This is a genomic window from Thermovenabulum gondwanense (assembly GCF_001601575.1).
Lineage (GTDB): Bacteria > Bacillota > Thermosediminibacteria > Thermosediminibacterales > Thermosediminibacteraceae > Thermovenabulum > Thermovenabulum gondwanense.
This window is the reverse complement of the sequence record NZ_LOHZ01000024.1, coordinates 1-23638: the sequence shown is the minus strand read 5'-3', so window position 1 is coordinate 23638 and position 23638 is coordinate 1. Positions and strand designations below refer to the sequence as shown.

At 40.8% G+C, this 23638-nt stretch carries 23 protein-coding genes, 1 rRNA gene and 1 riboswitch; of the genes, 4 read left to right on the top strand and 20 right to left on the bottom strand.

Translation table 11 applies throughout. The features are described 5' to 3' along the window. From ATZ99_RS04515 to ATZ99_RS04485, 7 genes are all read right to left on the bottom strand, one after another. Window positions 1-127, bottom strand: a 16S ribosomal RNA gene (locus tag ATZ99_RS04515); the annotation flags it as partial. Window positions 128-576: 449 nt separating this feature from the next. Beyond that, window positions 577-1722, bottom strand: coding sequence for an NAD(P)/FAD-dependent oxidoreductase (locus ATZ99_RS04510; RefSeq protein ID WP_068748058.1), 1146 nt, complete (start codon window positions 1720-1722; stop codon window positions 577-579). Continuing rightward, window positions 1706-1990 (bottom strand): (2Fe-2S)-binding protein, encoded by a 285-nt coding sequence (locus tag ATZ99_RS04505; protein WP_068748057.1) that lies wholly within the window; start codon window positions 1988-1990, stop codon window positions 1706-1708. The genes ATZ99_RS04510 and ATZ99_RS04505 overlap by 17 nt, the downstream gene beginning before the upstream one ends. A gap of 2 nt (window positions 1991-1992) precedes the next feature. Beyond that, window positions 1993-2487 (bottom strand): 4Fe-4S dicluster domain-containing protein, encoded by a 495-nt coding sequence (locus tag ATZ99_RS04500; protein ID WP_068748056.1) that lies wholly within the window; start codon window positions 2485-2487, stop codon window positions 1993-1995. A 12-nt stretch (window positions 2488-2499) separates the two neighbouring features. Beyond that, a complete protein-coding gene (locus tag ATZ99_RS04495; RefSeq protein ID WP_068748055.1) occupies window positions 2500-3591 on the bottom strand; it encodes an NAD(P)/FAD-dependent oxidoreductase in 1092 nt (363 codons plus the stop codon). Beyond that, the gene (locus tag ATZ99_RS04490; RefSeq protein ID WP_068748054.1) at window positions 3588-3893 is read right to left on the bottom strand and encodes a (2Fe-2S)-binding protein; all 306 of its coding nucleotides are present in this window, start codon (window positions 3891-3893) and stop codon (window positions 3588-3590) included. Before ATZ99_RS04490 ends, ATZ99_RS04495 begins: the two co-directional genes overlap by 4 nt. Before the next feature lie 132 nt (window positions 3894-4025). After that, complete coding sequence (locus ATZ99_RS04485; protein WP_068748053.1) at window positions 4026-4724, bottom strand: FadR/GntR family transcriptional regulator; 699 nt, start codon at window positions 4722-4724, stop codon at window positions 4026-4028. Between the two features lie 206 nt (window positions 4725-4930). Between ATZ99_RS04485 and tsaD the strand changes: the two genes are divergently transcribed. Next, entirely contained in the window at window positions 4931-5941 is a 1011-nt protein-coding gene (gene tsaD / locus ATZ99_RS04480; RefSeq protein ID WP_068748052.1) for a tRNA (adenosine(37)-N6)-threonylcarbamoyltransferase complex transferase subunit TsaD, read from the top strand. 107 nt (window positions 5942-6048) lie between these two features. Here tsaD and rimI read toward each other — a convergent pair whose 3' ends face one another. From rimI to ATZ99_RS04460, 4 genes are all read right to left on the bottom strand, one after another. Beyond that, the gene (rimI, locus tag ATZ99_RS04475) at window positions 6049-6513 is read right to left on the bottom strand and encodes a ribosomal protein S18-alanine N-acetyltransferase (protein ID WP_068748051.1); all 465 of its coding nucleotides are present in this window, start codon (window positions 6511-6513) and stop codon (window positions 6049-6051) included. Beyond that, entirely contained in the window at window positions 6491-7213 is a 723-nt protein-coding gene (tsaB, locus tag ATZ99_RS04470; protein ID WP_068748050.1) for a tRNA (adenosine(37)-N6)-threonylcarbamoyltransferase complex dimerization subunit type 1 TsaB, read from the bottom strand. The genes rimI and tsaB overlap by 23 nt, the downstream gene beginning before the upstream one ends. Next, the gene (gene tsaE, locus ATZ99_RS04465; protein ID WP_068748049.1) at window positions 7210-7665 is read right to left on the bottom strand and encodes a tRNA (adenosine(37)-N6)-threonylcarbamoyltransferase complex ATPase subunit type 1 TsaE; all 456 of its coding nucleotides are present in this window, start codon (window positions 7663-7665) and stop codon (window positions 7210-7212) included. The genes tsaB and tsaE overlap by 4 nt, the downstream gene beginning before the upstream one ends. A 94-nt stretch (window positions 7666-7759) precedes the next feature. Next, window positions 7760-8374, bottom strand: coding sequence for an ECF transporter S component (locus ATZ99_RS04460; RefSeq protein ID WP_068748048.1), 615 nt, complete (start codon window positions 8372-8374; stop codon window positions 7760-7762). Between the two features lie 94 nt (window positions 8375-8468). Then, window positions 8469-8596: riboswitch (FMN riboswitch) on the bottom strand. 227 nt (window positions 8597-8823) lie between these two features. Here ATZ99_RS04460 and ATZ99_RS04455 point away from each other — a divergent pair. Together ATZ99_RS04455 and ATZ99_RS04450 are read left to right on the top strand one after the other, a co-directional pair. Next, window positions 8824-12282 carry a copper amine oxidase N-terminal domain-containing protein gene (locus ATZ99_RS04455; RefSeq protein ID WP_068748047.1) on the top strand — a complete coding sequence of 1153 codons (3459 nt, stop codon included), beginning with the start codon at window positions 8824-8826 and terminating at the stop codon, window positions 12280-12282. Between the two features lie 22 nt (window positions 12283-12304). After that, window positions 12305-14860: a DUF6055 domain-containing protein gene (locus ATZ99_RS04450; RefSeq protein ID WP_068748046.1), complete on the top strand. Its 2556-nt coding sequence runs from the start codon at window positions 12305-12307 to the stop codon at window positions 14858-14860. A 58-nt stretch (window positions 14861-14918) separates the two neighbouring features. On the opposite strand, the gene ATZ99_RS04445 is transcribed toward ATZ99_RS04450, so the two are convergent. The 9 genes from ATZ99_RS04445 to acpS form a co-directional block, all read right to left on the bottom strand. After that, window positions 14919-16073, bottom strand: coding sequence for an amidohydrolase (locus ATZ99_RS04445; protein WP_068748045.1), 1155 nt, complete (start codon window positions 16071-16073; stop codon window positions 14919-14921). A 14-nt stretch (window positions 16074-16087) separates the two neighbouring features. Then, window positions 16088-16909, bottom strand: a complete 822-nt coding sequence (locus ATZ99_RS04440) for a M55 family metallopeptidase (RefSeq protein ID WP_068748044.1) — start codon at window positions 16907-16909, stop codon at window positions 16088-16090. Next, window positions 16906-17616 carry a gamma-glutamyl-gamma-aminobutyrate hydrolase family protein gene (locus ATZ99_RS04435; RefSeq protein ID WP_068748043.1) on the bottom strand — a complete coding sequence of 237 codons (711 nt, stop codon included), beginning with the start codon at window positions 17614-17616 and terminating at the stop codon, window positions 16906-16908. Before ATZ99_RS04435 ends, ATZ99_RS04440 begins: the two co-directional genes overlap by 4 nt. 14 nt (window positions 17617-17630) lie before the next feature. Beyond that, a complete protein-coding gene (locus ATZ99_RS04430) occupies window positions 17631-18848 on the bottom strand; it encodes an HD-GYP domain-containing protein (protein ID WP_068748059.1) in 1218 nt (405 codons plus the stop codon). Between the two features lie 131 nt (window positions 18849-18979). Further along, window positions 18980-19330 (bottom strand): type II toxin-antitoxin system PemK/MazF family toxin, encoded by a 351-nt coding sequence (locus ATZ99_RS04425; protein ID WP_068748042.1) that lies wholly within the window; start codon window positions 19328-19330, stop codon window positions 18980-18982. A gap of 1 nt (window position 19331) precedes the next feature. Continuing rightward, on the bottom strand, window positions 19332-19607 hold the full coding sequence (locus tag ATZ99_RS04420) for a CopG family ribbon-helix-helix protein (RefSeq protein ID WP_068748041.1): 276 nt from the start codon (window positions 19605-19607) through the stop codon (window positions 19332-19334). A gap of 71 nt (window positions 19608-19678) precedes the next feature. Further along, a complete protein-coding gene (gene alr, locus ATZ99_RS04415; RefSeq protein ID WP_068748040.1) occupies window positions 19679-20848 on the bottom strand; it encodes an alanine racemase in 1170 nt (389 codons plus the stop codon). A gap of 33 nt (window positions 20849-20881) precedes the next feature. Continuing rightward, window positions 20882-22441 (bottom strand): bifunctional ADP-dependent NAD(P)H-hydrate dehydratase/NAD(P)H-hydrate epimerase, encoded by a 1560-nt coding sequence (locus ATZ99_RS04410; protein WP_068748039.1) that lies wholly within the window; start codon window positions 22439-22441, stop codon window positions 20882-20884. Next, window positions 22401-22811 (bottom strand): holo-ACP synthase, encoded by a 411-nt coding sequence (gene acpS / locus ATZ99_RS04405; RefSeq protein WP_083947344.1) that lies wholly within the window; start codon window positions 22809-22811, stop codon window positions 22401-22403. Before acpS ends, ATZ99_RS04410 begins: the two co-directional genes overlap by 41 nt. A gap of 239 nt (window positions 22812-23050) precedes the next feature. Here acpS and ATZ99_RS04400 point away from each other — a divergent pair, with 239 nt between their 5' ends. Further along, window positions 23051-23485 (top strand): Hsp20/alpha crystallin family protein, encoded by a 435-nt coding sequence (locus tag ATZ99_RS04400; RefSeq protein ID WP_068748038.1) that lies wholly within the window; start codon window positions 23051-23053, stop codon window positions 23483-23485. Window positions 23486-23638: the final 153 nt, after the last annotated feature.

Here is a 23638-nt window from a genome sequence, read left to right as displayed (position 1 = left end):
ACGTGTTACTCACCCGTCCGCCGCTAAGGTGTCTTCCGGCTTTCACCTTCCAACACCTCCGCTCGACTTGCATGTGTTAGGCACGCCGCCAGCGTTCGTCCTGAGCCAGGATCAAACTCTCAAGTTAAATCCTTTAAGCTCTTCTTCTCTTACACACCTTTTTATTGAAACTCTCAGGCGTGACACTGTTCAGTTTCCAAGGTCCATGGCGCTTTCCAGCGCCACAGTTCTATATTGTATCAGCTGCTTCGTCTTTTGTCAAGTCCGTTTGCCTTTTCTTTTTGCCCGTCTTATCCTTCGTATCTTGCGCCTCACCGGCGCGCTTTTGTAATATATCATAAATTCATCACTTATTTCAACATTATAATTCTTCCATATTCGACAATATTCCTTATTTTGTTCCAATCTTTTTATTTTATCCTTCTTTTTATTCCTTTTTGTTCGGTTATGCTTAATTTTTAAATTTTATCAGGATTACCGTGAAAAGGCCCGCCCTTGTGGGCGGGCCTTTTTTATTTTATACGACTGTTCATTAAATTTTATACGACTGTTCATTAAATATTTTATTAAATTTTGTTATACTACCGAAGGCTCGAATATAAGCTCTCCTCTTTCAAACCTGCCCAGATCCAATTTATCAATGGGTATCGAAGTGGGCATACCAAGAATATACTGGGCCATTAAAACACCGGTTATCGGTCCAAACATAAAGCCGTGGCCGGAATAACCCGTAGCAATATATACTCCTTCTACGCCGTCCGCCTTCCCAAGAATTGGCTGAGCATCGGGGGACATCTCGTAAAGCCCGGACCACTGGCGGACTATCCTTATGTTTTTCATATAGGGAAGATACCTTACCGCCTTTTTACACATGGTCTCGATAAAGTCCCAGGTGGAGGTTACGCTGTAGGTTTCGTGTTCGGCAGGGCCGAATCCCATAATGAATTCTCCTCCGGGTTCCTGCTGCAAATATATGTTTCCGGCAAAGGACATTATCATTGGGCCGAGTTTGGGATTTACCGGTTCGGTAACCAGTATCTGGTGTCTTTCAGGCCTTACCGGTATATCTACTCCCGCCATAGCTCCTATGTCTCTCGACCATGCACCGGCAGCTATAAGGATTTTATCCGTCATTATATCTCCTTTATTGGTCCTTACCCCTTTAACCCGGTTGTTTTCAACAATAATTCCGGTAACTTCGGTAAAGGTGTTTATCTCTACGCCGAGCCTCTTTGCCGCTTCTGCATAAGCTATCATTGTATGGAAGGGATTCGCATGTCCATCCTTCTGATGAAAAGCGCATGCCAGAATTCCCTCTATATTCAATTCGGGTACTATATCAAGTGCTTCCTGAGGTGTTAACAATACCGACTTTATTCCCAAGCTGTTCTGCAATGCTATATTCTTTTTAAATTGCTCTACTTCCTTTTCTGTAATTGCCATCAAAAGGTAGCCGCCCTGCTTAAATTCTATATCCCCTTCATAGTCCAGTATTTCGTTTAAGTTTTCAAAAATCTCTATGGAAGCCTTTCCGAGAAGGCAGTTCATCTCCGTTCCCCACTGAGCTCTGACACCGGCCCCGCATCTTCCCGTAGAGCCGCTCATAAGGTAGCTCTTCTCGCATACGACTATATCTTTCATCCCCATAGTCGCGAGATTATAAGCAGTTGCAAGCCCCGCCATACCTCCGCCGATGATTACAATTTCAGCTGTTTTCTTCATTCTCGACACCTCCTAAAATTGCAGCCATCTTTATATTTTTTGCCGGGGGCCTAAAGGTGGTTATCCTTATATCGGCAGGATTTGTCTTTGTGGCCTTAGCAAGCTCTGCTAAAAGCAGCGACCTGCAGGTTCTCCCCTGACACTGTCCCATTCCGCAGCGGGTAATCCTTTTTATTTCGTCCATAGTAGTATAACCCTTTTCTATTAATGCCTCGATTTCCTCAAGGGTGACATCCTCACAACGGCAGATTATGGTCTTGCTCTTCATATTTATTTTGCACCTCCAACCCTTATGTTCCTGACCACCATGGAGAGTTCCTTCGGTACAGCCACCGTGATCACGGGTGTTTTATCCTCGTATTTACCATTTCTAACCTTTAAAACCCTGCCCTTTCCTACCACGTTGCCCGACCGGTCGAGCACGTCCACTTCATCTCCTTCTGCAGGAAGGGGAAGGAATTCGAAAGGTAAAGAAACTGTCGCTTCCTTTTCCGAGTAGGTTTCATCTATTATAAATATAGCGAGCCCCGGGCATTTGCTTACGCAGAGGGCGCACCCCGTGCATTTTTCGTAATCCACCTCGGGCAGGTTGTTTATGTCATCCCCGAGGGTTATGGCTCCTGATTTACACGCTTTAGCACAGGGATTGCAGGGAATTCTTTGGAAACATTCCACCATTACTACCGGCCCTTTTGCCAGTCTTTCCTTTGGTGGAATTCTAAAGCTTAATTCTTCCATCTCCGGGATTCCGTTTTTAGCAAGCATATCAAGCACCTCCTATATAATAACCCTTGATAGGCCTTTTCTTATTTTCTCTCCTACAGGTCCAGAACGCAGTGTATCAAGTTCTCTAAGGACCGCATTTTTTTTATCCTCATAGGTACCGTCGTCGTATCCCAGGCTTTTTGCTGCCGAGAGTCCGGCCAGCTCACCTTCCATCATGGCGCTGGATGCCTCTTCTACACCCGCCACATCGCCGGCTACAAATATTCCGGGTACCGTAGTTTCCATATTTTCATTCCTTAGAGGAACGTGACCACCCAGTTCCGGAACATATACCATCTGGCACCCTGCCTGCCACAAAAGCTCCGCCAAAGGTGAGAGCCCTACGGCAATGCACATGACATCCACATTGAAGACCTTTTCCGTTCCGGGAACGGGCTGCCATTTATCATCCACCTTCCATATAACAGCCCTTTCCAGAGCACCGGTCATTTCGTTGGGATAAGCTGCTTTTACAGTGTAGGAGGTAAGTATAGGAATGCCGAGCCTTGCGACTTTTGAAGCATGTACCCAGTATCCGCCAATACGGGGTGCCGCATCAATAATGGCTTTTACATTTACACCCGCCTGCATAAGCTGATAGCTGACTATAAGTCCGATATTCCCCGCACCTACCATAAGCACATTTTTGCCGGGAAGTACCCCGTGTTCGTTCATGAGGGTCTGCACGGCACCAGCACCGTAAATACCGGGTAGGTCGTTATTTTCAAAGGGTAAAAATCTTTCCGAAGCACCGGTGGCGATTATTATTCTGTCCGCCTTCATCTTTACCCATTTTTTCTCTTCCACTTCCACTCCTAAAACCCCGTCATCGGGATAATAGGCTACCACCGTGGAATCGAGCATTGTTTTAATCTTGGGGTTTCTTTCTACCTCGGAGGCTAAAAATTTTCCTATGTCCACACCTCTGATAGAAGCGTACTGTTTTTCAGAACCAAAGAACATGTGGGTTTGTTTTACCAGCTGTCCACCAAGCCTGGAATTTCTGTCTATTATTGTAACGTTTGCTCCCATTTTTGCTGCTGCAAGGGATGCCATTAATCCTGCGGGCCCTCCACCAACTACCGCTACCTCAGTTCTAATCATTTTAAATCACCTCTTCCTTCCTGGGTTTCCACTACCATTCCTTCTCTCAGCTTTTCCACGCATACTCTTACATTGGGTTCTCCATTGACAGTCATCAAACAGGAGGAGCAGTTTCCAATTGCACAGTAAAACCCGCGGGGCCTGTGAAGTTTTTTACTGTGGCTCAACACCCTTACTCCATTCGCATGAAGAGCTGCAGCAATTGGTTCACCTTCATAGCCCTTCATCTTCTTGCCGTTGAAGGTGAATTCCACCTCACGCCCCCTTTCAAAGGTTAGAATGGGGTGCTTTTCTATTCTCATCATTATACCTCCTTCATATTATTCATTGTTTTTATATATTTATAAAGGTTTTTAACTTTTTATTGATTTTACGGTATTGTTAATGTTTAGACAATTTTGCTCGCATTTTAACCTCAATCAGCTTTTTGCCCCTTAGCTAAAACACCTTTTTAAGAGGTCTCTCCTGAGCTCGCTCAAGTGAAGGGCCATTTTTTTCGCTGCTTCTTCTTCGTCCCTTTTTGCAATCGCCCTAACGATATCTCCGTGCTGTTTGCACAAATTCAGCCAATCGTCGTAGTCAAGGATGGTTTTTTCTCGCAGTTCCTTGCTTATATTGAGAATATGGCTTATTACTTCTTTTAAGATAAAATTATGAGCACTTTCCGCAATGGCCAAGTGGAAAAATAAATCCCTGTCCTTATCCATGTATTCTCTAATCGACATATCGTTCCCGTGAAATTCTTTATCCAGTTCCACTAATCTTTCTATTTCCTCTTCGGTAGCCCTTTTTGCTGCAAGCCTTACAATTTTTACCTCAATTATTTCTCTGGCTTCTACCACTTCCAGCAGTGCGTCCCTTTCTATATCCTCTGCGGAGCAGGTGATAAGTTGAAACCCCGAAACATTTCTTAAATACCTTCCACCCCCCGGTTTCGACTCTACCAGCCCGCGGGATTCAAGAACCCTGAAGGCCTCCCTCAATATAGAGCGGCTTACCCCCATCTGCACCATCAATTCCCTTTCCGAAGGAAACTTATCACCGGGCTGAAGTTTCCCCTCATCGATCATTTGCCTGATCTGTTGAATAATAGTTTCATACAACCTGATGTTTCTTACCTTTTTAAAATTCAATACCTCACCTTCTTTATATTTATAATCTTTTTTAGGGTTACTTGGTAGCCCAGTTTAATTAATATATTCTATACGGAAAATAAAATTCCTGCAAGAATAATATAATTTTTTTAATTTGTTTTTATTTTTGTTAATATTATCACAATTGCTTTTCTTGGTAGCCTGTGTTATCATAATTCCTGAAATTTTCAAAAGGAGGAAAAATCTTGTCCAAGGATGTATTAACCCTCGGTATCGAAACTTCCTGCGATGAAACCTCCGCAGCTGTGGTTTTAAACGGCAGGAAGGTTCTATCAAACATTATCTTTAGCCAAATTGAAGCTCATCAAAAGTTTGGAGGCGTTGTTCCCGAGCTGGCCTCCCGGGCGCATCTTGAAAAAATTTGCTATGTCGTGGAGGAGGCTTTAAAAAAGGCAAACCTTAGCATTAAGGATATTGATGTAATAGCTGTTACCAACAGACCTGGCCTCATAGGCGCACTTCTGGTGGGTGTCTCTTACGCAAAAGGCCTTTCCTATGCAGCAAAAAAACCCCTTGTAGGGGTAAATCACATCGCCGGGCATATTTACGCCAATTTTCTTGAAACAAACTTTTCTCCACCCTTTTTATGTTTGGTGGTATCCGGGGGTCACTCTCACCTTTTTTGGGTAGAAGACTACGGTAAGTTTAAAATTCTCGGAAAAACCATAGATGATGCCGCAGGAGAGGCTTTTGACAAGGTAGCAAGAGCATTAGGCCTGGGATATCCCGGGGGCCCTGCCATTCAAAAAGCGGCCGAGTCTGGAAATGAGGATTCAATTACCTTCCCGGTAGCTCAAATAAAGGGTTCAGAGCTGGATTTCAGCTTCAGCGGGTTAAAAACCGCGGTATTAAATTATTTAAACCAGCAAAAGCAAAAAGGAATAAAGATAAAAACCGAAGACGTAGCGGCAAGTTTCCAGAAGGCTGTCGTAAAGGCCCTGGTAGAAAATACAAGGCAGGCGATTTTGCAAATAAAAACGGATACCTTGGCCTTAGCCGGAGGGGTAGCGGCAAATAAAAGACTGAGACAGGAATTTTCGAAGTTGAGCCAGGAACTGGGTATAAAAGTTCACTTTCCACCCGTGGAATTCTGCACCGACAATGCTGCTATGATAGCCTGCGCCGGGTATTATTCTTTTCTTGACGGCAAAGTATCGGATTTTTCATTGGATGCCTATGCCGTATCCGATTTTTGATGAGCTGTGGAAACTTTTTATGGGGATAATGTGGATAAGTTTTGCAAAAAAGAAAAAATCAAAGCTCAACCTGTGGATAACTATGTGAATATGTGGATAACAAACATTTATTCAATGTCCTTCCACATGATAATTGCATCTTCATTGTTGTCCGTATAATACCCTCTTCTAATACCCGTAGGTTTAAAGCCCAGCTTATTATATAAATTCTGGGCAACAAAATTACTTTTTCTTACCTCCAGGGTCATCTTCATGACGCCTCTTTTTCTTGCCAAGTCGATAAGCGTTCTCATGATAAGCTCTCCGATTCCCAGCCCTCTGTACTCCGGAAGCACGGCGATATTTGTTACATGAGCCTCATCAAAGATTATCCACATGCCTCCGTAGCCCACCACCCTCCCCTCCGCCCGAATTACTATATAGGTGGAGAAGCGGTTTTCCTTCAGCTCGGATAAAAAGGCGTACTTCGACCAGGGATTCGTAAAGCTCCTTTTTTCTATCTCTATAACCTCGTCTATATCCTCCTCACCCATCAAATCTATTTGAATTTCAGGTAAGTATTTCTTTTCCATGCCTCTCCTCCCATTTCTCTTCCGCATGAGATTTCCTCATGTAAAAGGGTTTTACCGAAAAACCGTTGCATTTTTCCCCTTTTAAAAATTTATTGAATCCGATCATCGCCACCGATGAAGCCCTTGGCATGGTATACAATAATTCCTGTTTGATAAGTAATAAATTAACATTATTGTCATTATTTTCTACAGCAAAAACCTTTTTGGCACCATCCCCCACAAGAATTATTTCCTTTTCTAAATCTATTAAATTTTTCAATAATAGTTTCGAATCTGAGATCATATAATCCCAGACCTTTACTAATTCCTCCCCCTCCCACCGGAAAAGAGCAGCATACACGTCCTTTCTCTGGGCATCTATAACAGGACATATCAGGCTCTCACTTTTAACATTGTATGCTAAGCTGTCCAAGGTGTTTACCGGTATTATGGGTATTTTCAAAGCCTGAGATATACCCTGCGCACATGCAATTCCAATTCTTATTCCGGTAAAGGAACCGGGCCCTACGGAAACGGCAATCCCATTTAGGTCCTCAAGATTTACCCCCAGGTCTTTTAAAACTTTATCCACCATCGGGATCAGTTTTTCCAGGTGGGTGTATTTTCCCGTTTCTAAATAATACTCCGCAATCAACCTTCCTTGTTCAACAACCGCAACTCCCGCTCCTTTGGATGTGGTTTCAATCCCGAGAATCTTCAATTTTGCATCAACTCCTTTTGAATAATGGACATCAGCGGTGTTTTGCCGTATATCCTGAATTCCCTTTCTATTGTATCCACGGGATAAATATCAATCCAGAGGGAAGAGTCGGGTAGAAGATTTTTTACTTTGTCCGCCCACTCGACAACCACGGCGCACTCATCCAAAAAATCCGAAAATCCGGCCTCTTCCAGTTCTTCTTCACTTTCTACCCTGTAAGCATCCACATGCACAAAGGGAACAACACCTTTGTAAAAATTTATTATTGTAAACGTAGGGCTTACCACATACTCCTTTATACCCATTCCCTTCGCTATTCCCCGGGTTAGTGCAGTCTTGCCCGCTCCTAAGTCGCCCACCAGAGCTACCACATCTTTCGGTCTTAAAAACTTCCCGATAATCGAACCAAGTTTCTCGGTTTCCTCCACGCTTTTTGTCCTGACAACAATCATAAAATACCTTCCCCATCTGCTAATTTTTTCTACATTTATTATATCAAAAAAAATATAAAAAAAATAAAGCCCCGGGAAAAAGGGGCTTTTGTTTTTACCTGTGCAGTAAAAAGGACAATCTCTTGTAGATGAGCAGCGTTACCAGCGACAGCAAAAGACCTTTAAGGATATTAAAAGGAAGTATGCTGTAAACAATAAGGGTTTTAAGGTCTACTATCCTCGGATTGGCTTTTGTCCCCAGCGATACTATTACATCCATGGGAATATTTAATACCTTCTGATATAGCGGAATGAAAATATAGTAATTGGCGACGGACATTCCGATAGCCATTGCGGCGGTGCCAAGGAGCATTCCTGTGACAGCAGTATTCCTGTTTTTATTTATCCAGTATACGTAGGATGCTGGGACCACAAAAAGTATACCCGTCAAGAGGTTTGCCGCTTCACCTATAAAAGCCGTCTGGTTTTTAAAGATTGCATGAAGGATATTTTTCAGCACCTCTACTCCTGCACCCGCCCAGGGCCCAAGGGCAAAGCCTGCCAGCAGAGCGGGTATATCGCCGAAATCAATTTTTAAGAAGGATGCAAAAAAGGGCAGTGGAAATTCAAAAGACATAATGAAAAAGGCTAAAACACCGAGGACCGCGACTTTTGTAAGATTTTTGACATCCTTCAGGCTCTGTACGCTTTTTTCATTTACGGATGACATAGAAAACTCCTCCTTTAAGTTAATTTAGTTAGATTGATTTTAAGAAAAATTAAAACCCCGAATCTTCGGGGCTTAAAAATTTACGCAAAATAAAATCAACCTTCTCCCATCCGGACTATACCGTCGGCTCCGGAATTTCACCGGATCAGCCCCTGGAGGGCTCGCGGGCTCGCCTTTTGGCTCACCGCCGGTCGGGAATTTCACCCTGCCCCGAAGGTTTTTCGGTCCTTTTTAAATTTTCATTTATATATTACCATAGAATTAAAAATTACACAATATAAGAATTATTCAATATAAAAATGTTTAAATTTTTAAAAAAGAGTTGTAATTCATCTTAAACAAAAATATAATGGAAGAAATAGATAAAAAATACCGCGAAAGAATCTAAATTTAATATAGTCTCGCATTTAATTTTATAAAAATTCTGAATTATAGAGAGGAGTTTTTTAATGTTTAATTTCTCTTATTTTAAAAAAATGGCTGTGTTATTTCTTGTGACATTTACCCTGATTAACCTTTTTACATCAATTTCTGTTAACGCTCTCACTTTCACCGACCCTATAACATTGACTCCCCCTGTATTAAATATCGCAGACAATTCTATTATTCAAAAAATCGGATCGCCTGATCTCCCCGACATTTCTTTACAGGCTCGGGCTAAAGGTATCCGGCCAGCTTCTCTAAAAAATTTAAGTTTGAGGTTAAAACCCGGAGTTAACTGGCTTAGCGAAAGTCAGGTCAAAGCAATAAAAGAACATGCGGAAGGCGGTAGGATAAATTCGTCTTTTTTGCCTTCCGTTGAACCGGGTAAGATTTACATAGACCCTTCTTCTTTAATGGCTTTAGAATTTGTTAAGGGAGATGGAGGGGTCTTATACATTCTCCTCGCCGATGATGAAAAAATAGTGGAAGAAATATCTATTCCCGAACAAACTGTATTTCTCAATGAGGCAAATATTACCCGCCTTACTCCGGGTATTAATGTTACCTCTTACAAAATGAAATCCGGTACTACTGAAAGGGCAGGATTTAACTTTTATTTTGATGAGAGACAGACCGTACCGGGGTACGACCAGGAGGGAAAACGAATAGAAGTGGCTTTAAAGGGCAGTTTGAATGTGGATTCTCCTGCCGTTGAAGTGAAATACACGAAAGACAACGGTTATAAGTTTGTCTTTTTCGCTTCTCAAAAAGCTGAAGTACAGGCAGAGTTACTTGCCCAAATAAAAAAGGATATTAAAATTCCTCTCTATGACTTTATCATTCCAGCAGAAGGATGCAAGATAACTGTGGGATTTTTTTTAGTTTTGGGGGTTGATGGCAGCATTACCATGGAATACTCTGTAAAACAGAGTTCTTCTATCAGAGCGGGTCTTCAAGGAGATACTTCTTATTATATGCCTACAAGTTTTAATACAATTAAAGAAGTAAATTTTTCTTTTACACCTGAAAATTTATCCTTGACTGCAGATGTAAAAGGAGAAACAAGCCTTCTTGCAGAGGTTGCTTTTGATATTTTAGGGAAGGGTAAAATTGTTTTAGACAATAAAATTGGAGTTTTCTTAGAAGCAAAAACAAATGTGCAGGGTAGTATCGGTGACTATTTGAGTATTAAAGGAGACGGGTTCGTAAAAATAAGCGGCAAAATAAAAGTAAAATCTTTTGATAAAAGCAAGACGATTTATGAGTATAAATATCCCATTTTTAATTATGTAAAGGAACGTTCAGGCAATTATAATATTGACATTACCGAGGCATGTGCTTATAGAGACATAATAAAGGGGCGTATTGTTGAGAAAGCGACCGGTACCCCTTACTCTAACAAAGAAATCCAATTGAAGATTACAAGTGCTTCAGGCACTGAAAAATTATTAAGTGCATTAACGGATAAGGCAGGCTGCTTTACCGCATCCTATGACTTGAAAAAAGGAGATCAGATAAGGGTAAAATTCCCTGGAACTACAAGTAATTGGTCATATCCACGGCAGGCAAGTTTCCCGTTCAACTTTATAGTTGTGGAAACTGCCGATTATCTGGCAAATGCTTTAAAAGGGTATGTGAATAATTCGGACCAAAATGCCTTAACCTACAATGGCCCTGTTACTTTGTATATAGAACGCTCTAATAATATTCCTTTGCACCCTGAAAAAAATATTTTTCTTCCCGTTGAATATAATATTAAGCTTACAGCACAAAGTTCAAATGGTGTTTTTCAATTGAACAATGTGGACATTAGGCCTTTTGACAAGATTTATGCAGTATTAGAAAAGGAAGGGTTTACCTTTTACAGTGATAAAATAGAAGCAGAAGGTATAGCTGTTTCCGTAGATGGAAACTACAATCAGGAGCCATACCGTTTGAGCTCTGCCAATAGTGTTGTAATTATTGGCAATTGCGGCACAGTTTCACCCTTTAGCGAAGAAATAGATTTTAAAGTAACCGCTATTTATCCTCACAGCACTAACCCGGAAAATACGCTTAAATCTAAGGAGTGGCGCTTAAAGCCAACATTTAATTCTGAAAAAAAACAATCATTAGCTGCTACGGGTCCGTGGGAGATAGAACTTAACAGCCTTTTAAACCAGATAACTTCTTCTCTTGATAGATTCAGAAGTTCTTTTATGGGAGGGCGTTCTGTCAACTATCATGTCTTTGAAACGGTAAGATTTTTTGTAGAAGGCAAAAAGTTAGAGTATTTTGATGAAGCTAAAACGTGCGAAGAAGAAAGAAGAAGCAATTTATTGAACAATATAGAAAAAAATATTAACTTAATAGCTTCAGCTCCTGCAGATTACTACCTTAAAACATTAGGTGCAATTGTTTTCAACTTAGAGGGGCAGGAATCATCGCAAAATCCGGGGATTCTTTCACCTAAAAACTTTACTTCTAATATCACTATTAAATATTATCCTTCCGCCTTAAGCTCTACTCCATCTTATAGTAAAGGTATAAAATTTTCTTCATTAAATGAGCAGCAAAAGGTAGAAATGGGCGTAAATGATCCCGTCTTATTGTGGGATAAAAATAGTAAAACCAAAGTTATTGAATATAGAGAGTTTCCGATTAAAGAAAATGTTCGGTATGACTTAGATGATTATATCCCTGAATTAGGGAATATACCGTTTGCTTTAAAAGGAACGGAACAGGTTAACGGTATTTCCTGCCAGGTTTGGGAAAAGAGTAAAAAAATCGATCCAATAATGAATGTTTATGTTAAATTACAGCTTTTTATAAACCAAAACAACAATCTACCGGTAAAGGTAGTCTTTTTAGACGGTTATTACCAAAAAATTGAGCTTTTATTTACTAATTGGCAGCGGGCTAATGTAAGCGGGTCCGAACTTTTTTCACCTCCTTTTGGTGAAATAAGAGTGCCTTTTATCCAATTAGAACTTCCCACCTCTACAGAAGCGGGCAACGAGCAGGAAGCAACTGAAGGTACTGAACAGTTTGAAGTTAACAGCCAGGATACGCAACCTTCTTCTTCCGATGAAAGCAGTAACGAAGAAACTAAGATGGATAAAGTAATTATTTACCTTACCATAGGCAATGCTTTTATGACGGTAAACGGTACCCAGATGGAAATAGATCCGGGAAGAGGAACCGTTCCGCTTATAATGGAAGGAAGGACGATATTACCCATAAGAGCTGTAGTGGAAGCCATAGGTGGCAGCATAAAATGGAATGAGGCGGATAGGAAAATTACCATTGTAAAGCAAAATACAACAATTGAAATGTTGATAGATAAAAAAGAAATGCTGGTAAATGGATTATCAATCACGAATGATGTGCCGCCTGTTATAATAGGAGCTCGAACTTACGTACCGGTAAGGTTTGTAGGTGAAAATCTCAATTGCGATGTGGGATGGGACCAGGCAACGCAAACGGTAACAATTTTAACAAAATGAAAATATTAGGAGGAATGATACATTGAAATTATTTTATAAAAAGTTATTTGCGTTTATTCTTATTGTTATATTTATTTTTACTGCTTTAGTTATACCCGGATGTTCTTTTGGGAATAAACAAAATGTTGAAAAAGATAATAAATCGTTGCTGTCGGGAATAAGTATATCTGAGCCAAAACCAATATATAACTTGAAAAATGAGATATCGAAAGAATTAAAAGGGATTGATAAGGAACTTTCGGATTTATTTTCAGCCCCTGACGATTATGAGGAATTGCCGCCGAATTCAACAGAACTTATTGAAAAAGCCTTAAATGAAGGCAAAATAAACAAGGAAAAAGCTGCTGTTTATAAAATATTTTCTAATTATGACCCTGAACGTCTCCCAGCTGAATATAGATCCAATGAACCCGTAGATACAGCTCAATATGATATACGTTATTTAATAGACAACTGGGAATCTTTATCTGAGGAAACCCGCAATCAGGTTACGCCTTATCTTATTCCTTTAGATGATCCGCATAGTTTTTTTTACCCGGGTAATAAAAAACAAAATAAAAATTCTGTTTCAGGTCTAAAAATTTTTAATGAAGCACTGGCAGCTGAAGAAGATTATAAAGTTAATGTCGAAGAATTTACTCATGATGGACAGAAATTTAAAATATTATATTATGAAGAAAAGAATTGGGCTGCAGAAAAGAAGCAGTCTTTAAAAGCCACAGTTTCGTATATTAAAGAATCAATAATATACTCATGGGATAAATTCAGGCCTTTAATGGGAATAAAACCTTCAAAGCCTTTTATAATTGAATTAGTTAAATTTGCAGAAAGATTATATGGATTAGAATGGTATGAAGATGGAAATTACAGGATTAGAATCAATATTTTATATGCAAACAATGAAAAACTTAATAAATCCACAATTGCACATGAGCTGTTTCATGCATTTCAGGATGAAATGAAAATTGGTTATAATACAATTGATGAAAAATGGCTTTGTGAAGCAACTGCCGTATGGGCTGAAAACTATGTTTATCCTGACTATAATTTAGAGCACGCCTGGCATCCGAGATTCTTCAGGACATTAGATAAGGCAAGAATAGGCTCTGGTAAGGGTTTCGAATACCTGAGCTATATGTTTTTTTATTACCTTACAGATTATGCACGGGTGAATTTTATCCGAGAAATTATTAAGACTGCGGGACAAAGCGGTTCAAAATCAATAAGGCCATTTTTAGAAAAGAACACACCAAAGCTTAAAGAAACGTATGCCACATTTGCCCTTTACAATTGGAACTGGCCTCCCGTTGATAAATATTACGATAATGGGAAAATCACAGGAGGCCCCAGTGGAAAATGTTTTAAAAAGAAGATAATGAAGGTCGATGAGGAGGATGAAGTAAGTGTTTCATTAAATCCCGGTGCCTTAATGTATTACTTATATATTTTTGACCAAAAGGATCCGACCCTTCAACATGTTACCATAACTTTTGAAAAATCCATAGCCGATGATAAATATTTAAAAAGACAGGCTATTTTAAGGATTAATGGTAATTGGGTTGTTGAAGACTGGTCCTCCGAAACCGTTAAACAATATTGCAAAGCAAAGACGGATAAAAATGAAGATATTCAGGCTCTTGTTTTGATTTATTCTAATGCAAATTTGAAGGACGAATTAAAAGAGGCTGATAAATTCAGGGTAGAAACCGGAAAATGCTATAAAGAAATGCAGCTAAATTTAACATTTGAATACAATTACAGCGTGCCGGGTTTTGAATGGAAATCAAAGGGCAATTTGATAGAAAATCTCGAAATTAAAGACCATTGTTATTATGTAGTAAAAAGTTCTTCCTATAATTTCGGCGGCGAGGGTTTTATTGATGGGAAAAAGGTAGTTGAAACATCGGGTAGTGCCTCTTTTGCAATTAATAACCCGGATATATATAATTCTTTGGTCAGGATATTGAAAAAACCTTCCGATAATACAGAAGAATTGAAAGATGCTTATGAAAAATACGGCATAAAAGAAAATATCCCCCCTCAGGGAATATTAATAACCGTTCCTGCATTATTGGAGGGTGTTGTGTTTAAAGGATATACGGTTTTTTCATTTCCTGAACCAATTGGAACCATAAATTTATCCGAACCGCTTCCTCTTGATGGTATAAGTCAAGTTATTGCCGTAACTCCCGATTTAAATGATTGGAACGCAAAAGGAATAAATATGTCAATGGAGGTAGATGTTTTTAACCATAAATGTCCTATTCAAGGAGCTTTTACAGTAGATTTTAATAAAATGGCAGAGCAATTAGATAACATAGGAAACGTGCCGGGCATTGGAAATGGAATAAAACTGCCTGATTCGCAAGAAATGAAAGATGCATTGAGCTTTTTAAAGGAAAATAATATGGAGAATTTATTTAATTTAGGTAATCAAGGAGGCGCAAAAGAATTATCTTCACTAAATGCTATTAATGCTATAAAAAATGCTATGATTCCCGGGAAAATACCTTCAAAGGGATCTGCGAAACTCAGAATCACGGTTGATGGTGTCTATAAAAAATATCATGGTGAATAAAAATCAAAATTATAAGCGTCCTCTTTTTTGACAATGAACGGAGGACGCTTTATTTATATTATCCTTTATACACAACCTCACCATTTATTATCACAATATCCGGTCTTGCCATTAAGTCAAGGGGGAATTTATCCCATATTACGATGTCCGCATCCTTTCCTTTTTCTATGCTCCCCACCCTGTCAGCAATACCTATTATTTCAGCGGCATTTTTCGTAATTGCAAGCAATGCATCCTCTTCTTTCATCCCTTCCTTCACCGCAAGAGCGGCAAGAAGAGGAAGGTACTGAATGGGTATAACGGGATGGTCGGTCATTATAGCGACTTTTACTCCCTTTTCCGCAAGAACTCCCGGAGTTTTAAAAGTAAGGTCTTTTAATTCATACTTTGACTTAGAGGTCAGGGAAGGTCCTACCACCGCAGGCACATTTTCTTTTGCTATATTATCGGCAATCAGGTGTCCTTCGGTGCAGTGTTCAATGACCAGGTCCACATCAAACTCCTTTGCTATCCTGATAGCGGTCATTATATCATCCGCCCTGTGGGCATGAGCCCTGAGGGGAAGCTTTTTGTCAAGAACCTGGCAAAGGATTTCCATTTTTAAATCCGTTTCAAATACTTCGCCCTCTTTAGTCCTTTCCTTTTTGAGCTTGTAATTTCTCGCCTTATAAAGGGTCTCCCTTAAAAGTGCGGCTGTAGCCATTCTTGTTGCAGGGGATTTTTTTTGCTCTCCGTAAACCCTTTTGGGGTTTTCTCCAAAGGCGATCTTTAATCCCGCAGGAGATTTTATTATCATTTCATCTACAACCCTGCCGTGGGTTTTTAATGCGGCGGATTGTCCCCCGATTACGTTGGCACTGCCCGGGCCGGTAAATACCGCGGTGACGCCTCCCTTTACGGCATCTTTAAAAGCCACGTCCGCAGGGTTTACGGCATCTATAGCTCTAAGGTGCGGAGTTATCGGATCCGTCCACTCATTTCCGTCCTCTCCTATGGCACCCACACCTTCCTCAAAAAGCCCTATATGGCAGTGAGCATCGATGAAACCGGGAAATATGTACTTACCTTTCGCGTCAATTATTTCAACACCCGCCGGTATTTCAGCCCTTTCCGCCACATCAACAATCTTACCGCCGTCGATAAAAATTATTCCTTCTTCTATTACCCTTTTACTGGCCATTGTATAAATTTTTCCACCCTTTACCGCAAGCATTTTACCACTCCTTCCTAATTAATACCCGGTGATATGGCGAGCATTGCCCGGAAAACTTTATAGGCTTCTAAATAATCCCTTGCGGTGTAAATCACCGTCCTCGGGTCCTTCTTTTTGGTCCCGGGGATTAATAGGGTCATATCCGCCATAACTGTCCTGAAAAAGGAAACTTCAAGCTCTACGGGGCCCTCTTCTTTTACGGGTTTAAAGGAATCAATCTTAAGCAATGCCTCCTTAACCCCTTCTTCTATCTTGCTTTTAACTATATCGAAGGGGAATACCTTTGCTGCATACCTTCCCACCGCTTCCTTTACAACCACGCCTATGATATCCCGGTGCAGCTCTTCCCTTGCGCAGAGGACGGCATTTTGATCTCCGGTGATAAGGGCTACCGGAACACCAAAATATCCAGCAAGCCTTCCATTGAGGCCCGCCTCGCTCATTTCCCTCCCGTTTATTTTAGCAAACATCACCTTTGATGTGTAGGTATGATCCATAATTGCATTATCCGTTCCCGCCCTCGCATGGTAACCCACAAAGAAAACCGCCTTATAACTTTCATCTATCCCTTCCATCATGCTTAGAGGTTTGGGACTTCCGCTAATAAGAACCGCTCTTTTATCCAGTTCTTCTATCAGGATATTGTCCATATTATTATGAGAATCGTTTACAACCACTTCCGTTGCCCCGAAGTCAAAGGCCGCCTGAATAACCGCATTTACCTCTTTTGTCATTAAAAGCCTCATCCTGTCGTAATCTTTATTTCCGGGCTCCGTATGGCTTGAAGAAACTACCCCCGAAATACCCTCCATATCGGCAGAAATGAATATCTTCATCTACCTTTCCTCCTTTTTATTTCCTCAATGAACCTCTCAAAGGGTTTTAATTGAACCGGGTCTTTCTGCCACATGCCTTCGGGATGCCACTGAAGTCCCAGGATAAATTTGTCCTGAGATACCGCTTCCACCGCTTCCACCACACCGTCAGGAGCATAGGCTACCGCTTTAAGATTGGGAGAAATATTTTTTATAGCCTGGTGGTGGAAGCTGTTTACCTTTACCTCTTCGGAATTAAAGATTTCAAAAAGGATCGTCCCTTTCTGAACCTTTACCGTGTGTGTAGCGTACCATCTGGGTGCGCTCTGGGAATGTTTTATAGAGCCTTTAAGCTGGGAGGGTAAATCCTGATAAAGGCTCCCCCCGAGTGCCACGTTTATCACCTGAATTCCCCTGCAGATGCCCATAACGGGCAAACCTCTGTTAAACGCTTCCTTTACGAGAAAAATTTCCGCCTTATCCCTGGCCGGGCTGACTTCTCCCAGTTCCTTTACCGGATCCTCTCCAAAAAGGAGCGGATCCACGTCCGGCCCCCCCGTAATTAAAACCCCGTCAACAAATTCAAGAATTTCCTGCAGGGTAACTTCCTCTAAAGGAGGTGTGATAAAAGGGATACCTCCCGCTTTCTCCACAGCTAAATAATATCCTTCATTGAGAACGGCTTTTTCTTCAATATAAGAAGAAGTAAGCGCTATCTTTGGTCTCATAAAAACCCCCCATTTTAAAGAAGCTTAACCGCTTCCTTTGCTATATGCGGGTCAAATTGTTTTCCCGCATTTTTCAAAATCTCTTCCTTGGCTTCATAGGCGTCTTTGATCCTTTGATAGGGTCTTTCAGAGGTCATCGCGTCGAAGGCATCGGCGATGGCCATAATCCTAGCTCCTAAGGGGATTTCCTCCCTGTAGTACCCGTGGGGGTAACCCGAACCATCGTATTTTTCATGGTGGTTAATGGATATTGGAATAAGCCTTTGCAATTCCGTAACTATGCTCATAATATCTCCGGTGTAAACCGGATGCATTTTCATAATCTTAAATTCTTCATCCGTTAGCCTGCCCGGTTTATCCAGGATGAACCGGGGAATTGCCACCTTGCCCGCGTCGTGCAGATAAGCGGCAATTTTTATATCCGAGACATCCTTATGCGGTAGTCCCAGGCCTCTTGCAATTTTAACCGAATAAAGGGCTACCCGCTCCGAATGCCCCGCCGTATAGCTGTGTTTTGCGTCAATTACACCGGAAAATACCCTTAAAATATCCCGGGCATCCCCGCCGCATTCATCGGTATCCACGGGTCTTTGATTCTGAAGGGTTTCAAAAAAAATTTTTGAAAGCTTTTCCTCATCGAAAAGCATTAAAAAAAAGTCCCTGTCCTTTAGGATAAAGGCGGTCAGCTCAAAAATCAAACCGGATATCTCTTTAGTCCGCTTTTCTTCAAGTTTTTTTATAATTACCTTCACATTTTCTTCACTGTTTTTCGTTTCTCTAAGCAAAATATCCACTATATCCGCCGCATGAATGATCTGCCCGCCCAAATTGATATCATCCCCGGCTATTCCCTTAGGGTATCCGCTTCCATCCCAGTTTTCATGATGTTGCTCTATCATACTGGCGGCAATCTTTAAAGGCTTAATTTCTCTTACTATCTGGGCTCCTTTGAGGGGATGGTTAAAAATAACTGGATTTTGAAAATGATCTTTTATATTCGTATAATGCACCACATGCTCGGGTAAGGAAATAGCCCCAATATCGTGTAAAAGGCCGGCATAAAAAATATGGGTTTTATATTCGGGTAAAATATGTTCTGCCATTTTTTCGCATAAAAGAGCTACCCGCCACGCATGGTAAATTTTTTTACTTTCATCCAGGTCCATCATAAGCGAAAGTGCCGCGATGAGTTCGGAAAAAAACTGTTCTTTTTTTTCCTGCCCGATATTCATAAATCCTCCAAAATAGTTTTTTGACTCATAAAAAATTATAGCAAAACTGGCATTTTTTATAAATACACTTTTTCCTTTGAAAAAATAAAAAAGCAGGTTAGGTGTTCCTGCTTTTTTCAAATTACTAAAAATTAAAAGTCTACAAGTCCCAAACTGATTTTTAAGGCCTCATCCACTTTTGCCATAATTTCATTGTCCAAAAAGGTAATTTTCTCCTTTAATCGCCTTTTATCGATTGTCCTTAACTGTTCCAGTAATACCACCGAATCCTTTTCCAATCCGTAATCCTCTTTTTTAAGTTCCACGTGGGTAGGAAGTTTGGCTTTGTCGATCTGGGAAGTAATTGCCGCAACTATTACCGTAGGGCTGTATTTATTTCCCACATCGTTCTGCACCACCAAGACAGGGCGCACTCCACCCTGTTCCGATCCTACCACGGGATTTAAATCCGCATAAAATACATCTCCCCGTCGGACAAGCACGTCATTCACGCTCCGACAGTCTTAACTCATAGGAAAAGAAATCCTGAATGTCCTGACAGATTCCCATTTCCGCAATTTTTAAATTTATATCTGCCATCTCCATATAGCCCGATTTAAGCTGCTCTCTCATCCTGATCCTTTCCTTTTCTTTTATATAAAGCATCATGGCATCCCGGATTAATTCGCTTCTATCTTTATTTTCCAAAGATAGAATTCCATCCAATTGTCGCAAAAGGTTTTCCGGCAAACTCACCGTGATTTTTACAAGTCCGGCCACAGCGGCACCCCCTATGAGCATCTATAAAAACAAATCACTATAATTATTTGAATAAAAATAGAAAAATATACCTAAGATGTTAAATAATTTTTGACCTTTATTATTTTACCATCTTCTATATACACCCTGGGAACCCTTTTGGAAACGGCACACAGCACCTCATAGGAAATCGTACCTATGATTTTTGCTACTTCATCAGCCGTTACACCGTTATTCGTTCCATCGCCAAAGAGCTCTACATCGTCTGCCACTTTCAGCCCTTCGATCTCCGTCACATCTACCATACACTGGTCCATGCATACCCTTCCCACTACTTTTGCCCTTTTGCCCTTTACAAAAACCTCTCCTTTTGAAGAAAGCAGACGGAAGTAACCATCCGCATACCCGACAGGAAGTGTAGCAATTCTGCTGTTTCTTTGAGTTATAAAAGTCCCACCGTAGCTTATAGGTTTTCCTTTTTCCAGCTCCTTAAGATGGGCAATCTTTGTCTTAAAACTCATTACGGGTTTTAACTTTACCTTTTCCTTATCCACCTCATCGGAAGGATAGCATCCGTAAAGCATTATTCCCGCCCTTACCATATCCAGATGGGTTTCGGGCAGGTCAATAATCGCCGCACTGTTAGCGGCATGTTTTATGGGTATCCTGTACCCCTTACTTTCCAATCTGCCAACCACATCCATAAACTTATAAAACTGTTCAAAGGTAAAATCCTTATCCTTTTCATCCGCCCTGGCAAAATGAGTAAAAATGCCTTCCACTTCGATACCGGGGAGTTCAAATACCCTTTCTACTTCCGAAATAATAGGGGAATCCGCTAAAAAACCTATTCTCCCCATGCCCGTATCCAGTTTTATATGAATCTTAACAGGCTTTCCCATTTTTATTGCTTTAAGGGAAAGCCTTTCGGCCATTTCTAAGCTGAACACGGTCTGAGTAATATCGTTCTCTATTATTTTATCAAACTGATCTTCCGGTGTAAAACCCAAAATAAGGATGGGAGCCCTGACACCCTCCCTTCTCAAAGCGAGGGCTTCGTCCAGAAAAGCGACGGCAAGGTATTCCGCTCCCATAGAGAGGGCTACGCGGGACACCTCCAAAGCTCCGTGCCCGTACGCATCCGCTTTTACCACTGCACAAAACTTTGAATTTTTGTTTTTCACTCTCAATACTTCATTAATGTTGTGCTTTAAATTGTCTAAGAGAATTTCAGCTCTCGTAGGTCTCAAAAACCCCTGCATTTAACCCACCTCTTTTTTAAAGATTTATTTTTATTAAAAAATCCTCTTAAAAGCTTCCGGTAAATTATCCAATATATCACCGGCAATCAGAGAAAATTCCCCTTTTTTCTCCCTTGCGATATCTCCTGCTAAACCGTGAATATACACGCCCGCACAGGCTGCCTTTAAAGGTTCCCGGTTTCTTGCAAGAAAGGCCGCAATCATGCCTGTAAGGACATCTCCGCTGCCGCCGGTGGCCATACCGGGATTCCCGGTGGGATTGATGTACACCGGAGAAGACGGTGATTTTATAAGGGTCCTTGCTCCTTTCAGAACCACCGTACAATTAAATTCATCCGCTGCCTCCACCACCTTTTGCCATCGGTTTTCCTCTATCTCCAGCGGCACGGTATTTAATAGCCTTGCCAATTCTCCGGAATGGGGAGTTATAATAATATCCCCCTCTTTTCCCCTTAAAAGATCGGGATGTTTTTGAAATGCGTTAATTCCGTCCGCATCCAAAACCAAAGGTTTTTTGCAGTTTATCACAAATTCCCTGATGAACTTTTTTGTGTTTTCATTTGTAGATAATCCGGGCCCGACAGCTACCACATCTACCTTTTGTGAAAACTCCAGAGCCCTGTCCAGCGCTTCTAAGGAAATACATCCCCCATGATCGGGGAGCGGCATTTTCATTACTTCGGTTAGCTTTACCTCAAATACCGCAGTTAAACTTTCCGGCACCCCAAGGGTAACAAGCCCTGCCCCCGACCGCTGGGCAGCCAGGGCACATAAAGCAGCAGCCCCCGTCAGACCCTTTGACCCGGCGATTATAAAAACTTTGCCGAAAAAACCCTTGTGAACATTGGGAGGATAGGGAATAAAAAGATCCTTTATAAAATCTTCGTTCAAAAGAATACCTTCCGGTCCAATTTCTTCTATTAAATCCACCGGCATGCCGATATCGGCAACCGTAACCTTACCGGCGTAAACCGCACCGGGATATAAAAGCAATCCCGGTTTTAAAAGGCCCATTGTTACCGTTTCATCTGCTTTTACCGCCTCTCCCAGCACTTTACCGGTTCTTCCGCAGATGCCTGAAGGTATATCTACCGCCACCTTGTAGCCCTTCGTCTTATTTATTAAATTTATTACCTCCTTATACCTTCCTTCAATATCTCCTTTTAAGCCCGTTCCAAAGAGAGCATCGATAAGTGCAAAATTTCCATCCTCTTTTTTTAAGAGGTCATACACCCTGCTTAACTGCTCGTTTGAAAAAATATAATTCAAAGAAACGTTCATTTTCTCGAGGATTGTCAAATTAATGAGGGCATCTCCCGCTATGCTTTCCTTTTTTTCCGGAATAAAAATCTCCACCGAAAAACCTTTATTCTTAAGATGCCTTGCCGCTACAAAACCGTCTCCTCCGTTATTGCCCTTGCCGCAAAAAATGTAAACTTTTTTTGACGTAAAACATTGTTTTTGATATGCCCTATCCACAGCATCGGCTACAGCTTTACCTGCGTTTTCCATCAGCACGATTCCCGGGACCCGGAAGTCTTCCATCGCCAGTTTATCCATTTTCCTCATGGTTTCCGGCATTACCACTTTCATCAAAAAGACCTCCCATAATACAGGCTACCGCACAGGCGTACTCCTTTGTGTGGCTTAAAGAAATATCAATGAATTTAAAACCTTTTTTTAAAAATATATCCTTTGCTTTTCCATAAAGAAAAACCCGGGGTTTTCCCTTCTCATCCTTCAGTATTTCTATATCCTTCCAGCTTACCTCTCCTATCCCCGTTCCAAGGGCCTTTGCCACCGCCTCTTTTGCGGCAAACCTTGCAGCAATACTTTGAAAGAAAAATTTATTTTCATTTAAAGTATTAATTTCTTTATCGGAAAAAATTTTTTTAAAAAATCTCTTGTTTTTGCAGGCTCTTTTTATTCTTTCTACTTCCACAATGTCAATCCCTATACTCATAGTTACCATCTCCGGTGTTTTTCATTATTTTTTCCAAATAAATACAATAATAAAATGCTTACAGTTGAAAAAAATAAAATAGGATAAATTTTAAATTAAACCTATATAAACTTTCGATTTTTCTCTTTAAAAACCTTCTTTTTTACAAAATTTTAAAAAATATTTTCTTGACCTTCTTTGACCTTCGTTGTATAATTTAATTAGAATTTATGAAAAATTTACCAGAGGAGGTGCTTGGTATGCATGAAAGACATCTCATGCCGTGGAGGAGAAGGGGTTTACTGCCAGCTTTTTTTGACCTGGATATTGAAAACTTTTTCGACAATTTCTACGACCTTTTAAATCCCTCGGCTATTAGGATAGATATGAAAGAAACCGAAAAAGAATATATTCTGGAAGCGGACTTGCCCGGATTCGATAAAAATAATATAGAAATACATCATGAAGGGAATATGCTTACTATCTCCGGCAAGCAGGATGAAATAGTTGAAGAAAAAGGGGAAAATTATATCCATAAAGAAAGAAGAAGGGGAAGTTTTTCCAGGACGATTCCCCTGCCGGACAACGTGGATGCGGACAACATTAAGGCAAGCTATACAAACGGTGTACTGCGCCTAATTCTTCCCAAGATAAATCCATCAAAACCAAAGGGAAGAAAAATCGATATAGAATAGGAACCCCTAAATGGGGGTTCCTATTATTTATGTGCGCGCGGCATGCCCGCGACCTTGATGGTGAAAGTCCATTACGGGGGTTGATAGCACCAACCGTTAGCTGAAGGCAAGGGTGTCCATTGCGAGGTGGAATCTGAAGGAAGCCGGAGGCAA

What these genes read in the sequence shown, in the direction of transcription:
- ATZ99_RS04510 (WP_068748058.1), bottom strand. Translation starts at nt 1,722, where the DNA reads ATGAAGAAAACAGCTGAAATTGTAATCATCGGCGGAGGTATGGCGGGG.
- ATZ99_RS04505 (WP_068748057.1), bottom strand. Translation starts at nt 1,990, where the DNA reads ATGAAGAGCAAGACCATAATCTGCCGTTGTGAGGATGTCACCCTTGAG.
- ATZ99_RS04500 (WP_068748056.1), bottom strand. Translation starts at nt 2,487, where the DNA reads ATGCTTGCTAAAAACGGAATCCCGGAGATGGAAGAATTAAGCTTTAGA.
- ATZ99_RS04495 (WP_068748055.1), bottom strand. Translation starts at nt 3,591, where the DNA reads ATGATTAGAACTGAGGTAGCGGTAGTTGGTGGAGGGCCCGCAGGATTA.
- ATZ99_RS04490 (WP_068748054.1), bottom strand. Translation starts at nt 3,893, where the DNA reads ATGAGAATAGAAAAGCACCCCATTCTAACCTTTGAAAGGGGGCGTGAG.
- rimI (WP_068748051.1), bottom strand. Translation starts at nt 6,513, where the DNA reads ATGGAAAAGAAATACTTACCTGAAATTCAAATAGATTTGATGGGTGAG.
- tsaE (WP_068748049.1), bottom strand. Translation starts at nt 7,665, where the DNA reads ATGATTGTTGTCAGGACAAAAAGCGTGGAGGAAACCGAGAAACTTGGT.
- ATZ99_RS04460 (WP_068748048.1), bottom strand. Translation starts at nt 8,374, where the DNA reads ATGTCATCCGTAAATGAAAAAAGCGTACAGAGCCTGAAGGATGTCAAA.
- ATZ99_RS04455 (WP_068748047.1), top strand. Translation starts at nt 8,824, where the DNA reads ATGTTTAATTTCTCTTATTTTAAAAAAATGGCTGTGTTATTTCTTGTG.
- ATZ99_RS04445 (WP_068748045.1), bottom strand. Translation starts at nt 16,073, where the DNA reads ATGCTTGCGGTAAAGGGTGGAAAAATTTATACAATGGCCAGTAAAAGG.
- ATZ99_RS04440 (WP_068748044.1), bottom strand. Translation starts at nt 16,909, where the DNA reads ATGAAGATATTCATTTCTGCCGATATGGAGGGTATTTCGGGGGTAGTT.
- ATZ99_RS04435 (WP_068748043.1), bottom strand. Translation starts at nt 17,616, where the DNA reads ATGAGACCAAAGATAGCGCTTACTTCTTCTTATATTGAAGAAAAAGCC.
- ATZ99_RS04430 (WP_068748059.1), bottom strand. Translation starts at nt 18,848, where the DNA reads ATGAATATCGGGCAGGAAAAAAAAGAACAGTTTTTTTCCGAACTCATC.
- alr (WP_068748040.1), bottom strand. Translation starts at nt 20,848, where the DNA reads ATGCAGGGGTTTTTGAGACCTACGAGAGCTGAAATTCTCTTAGACAAT.
- ATZ99_RS04410 (WP_068748039.1), bottom strand. Translation starts at nt 22,441, where the DNA reads ATGAAAGTGGTAATGCCGGAAACCATGAGGAAAATGGATAAACTGGCG.
- acpS (WP_083947344.1), bottom strand. Translation starts at nt 22,811, where the DNA reads ATGAGTATAGGGATTGACATTGTGGAAGTAGAAAGAATAAAAAGAGCC.
- ATZ99_RS04400 (WP_068748038.1), top strand. Translation starts at nt 23,051, where the DNA reads ATGCATGAAAGACATCTCATGCCGTGGAGGAGAAGGGGTTTACTGCCA.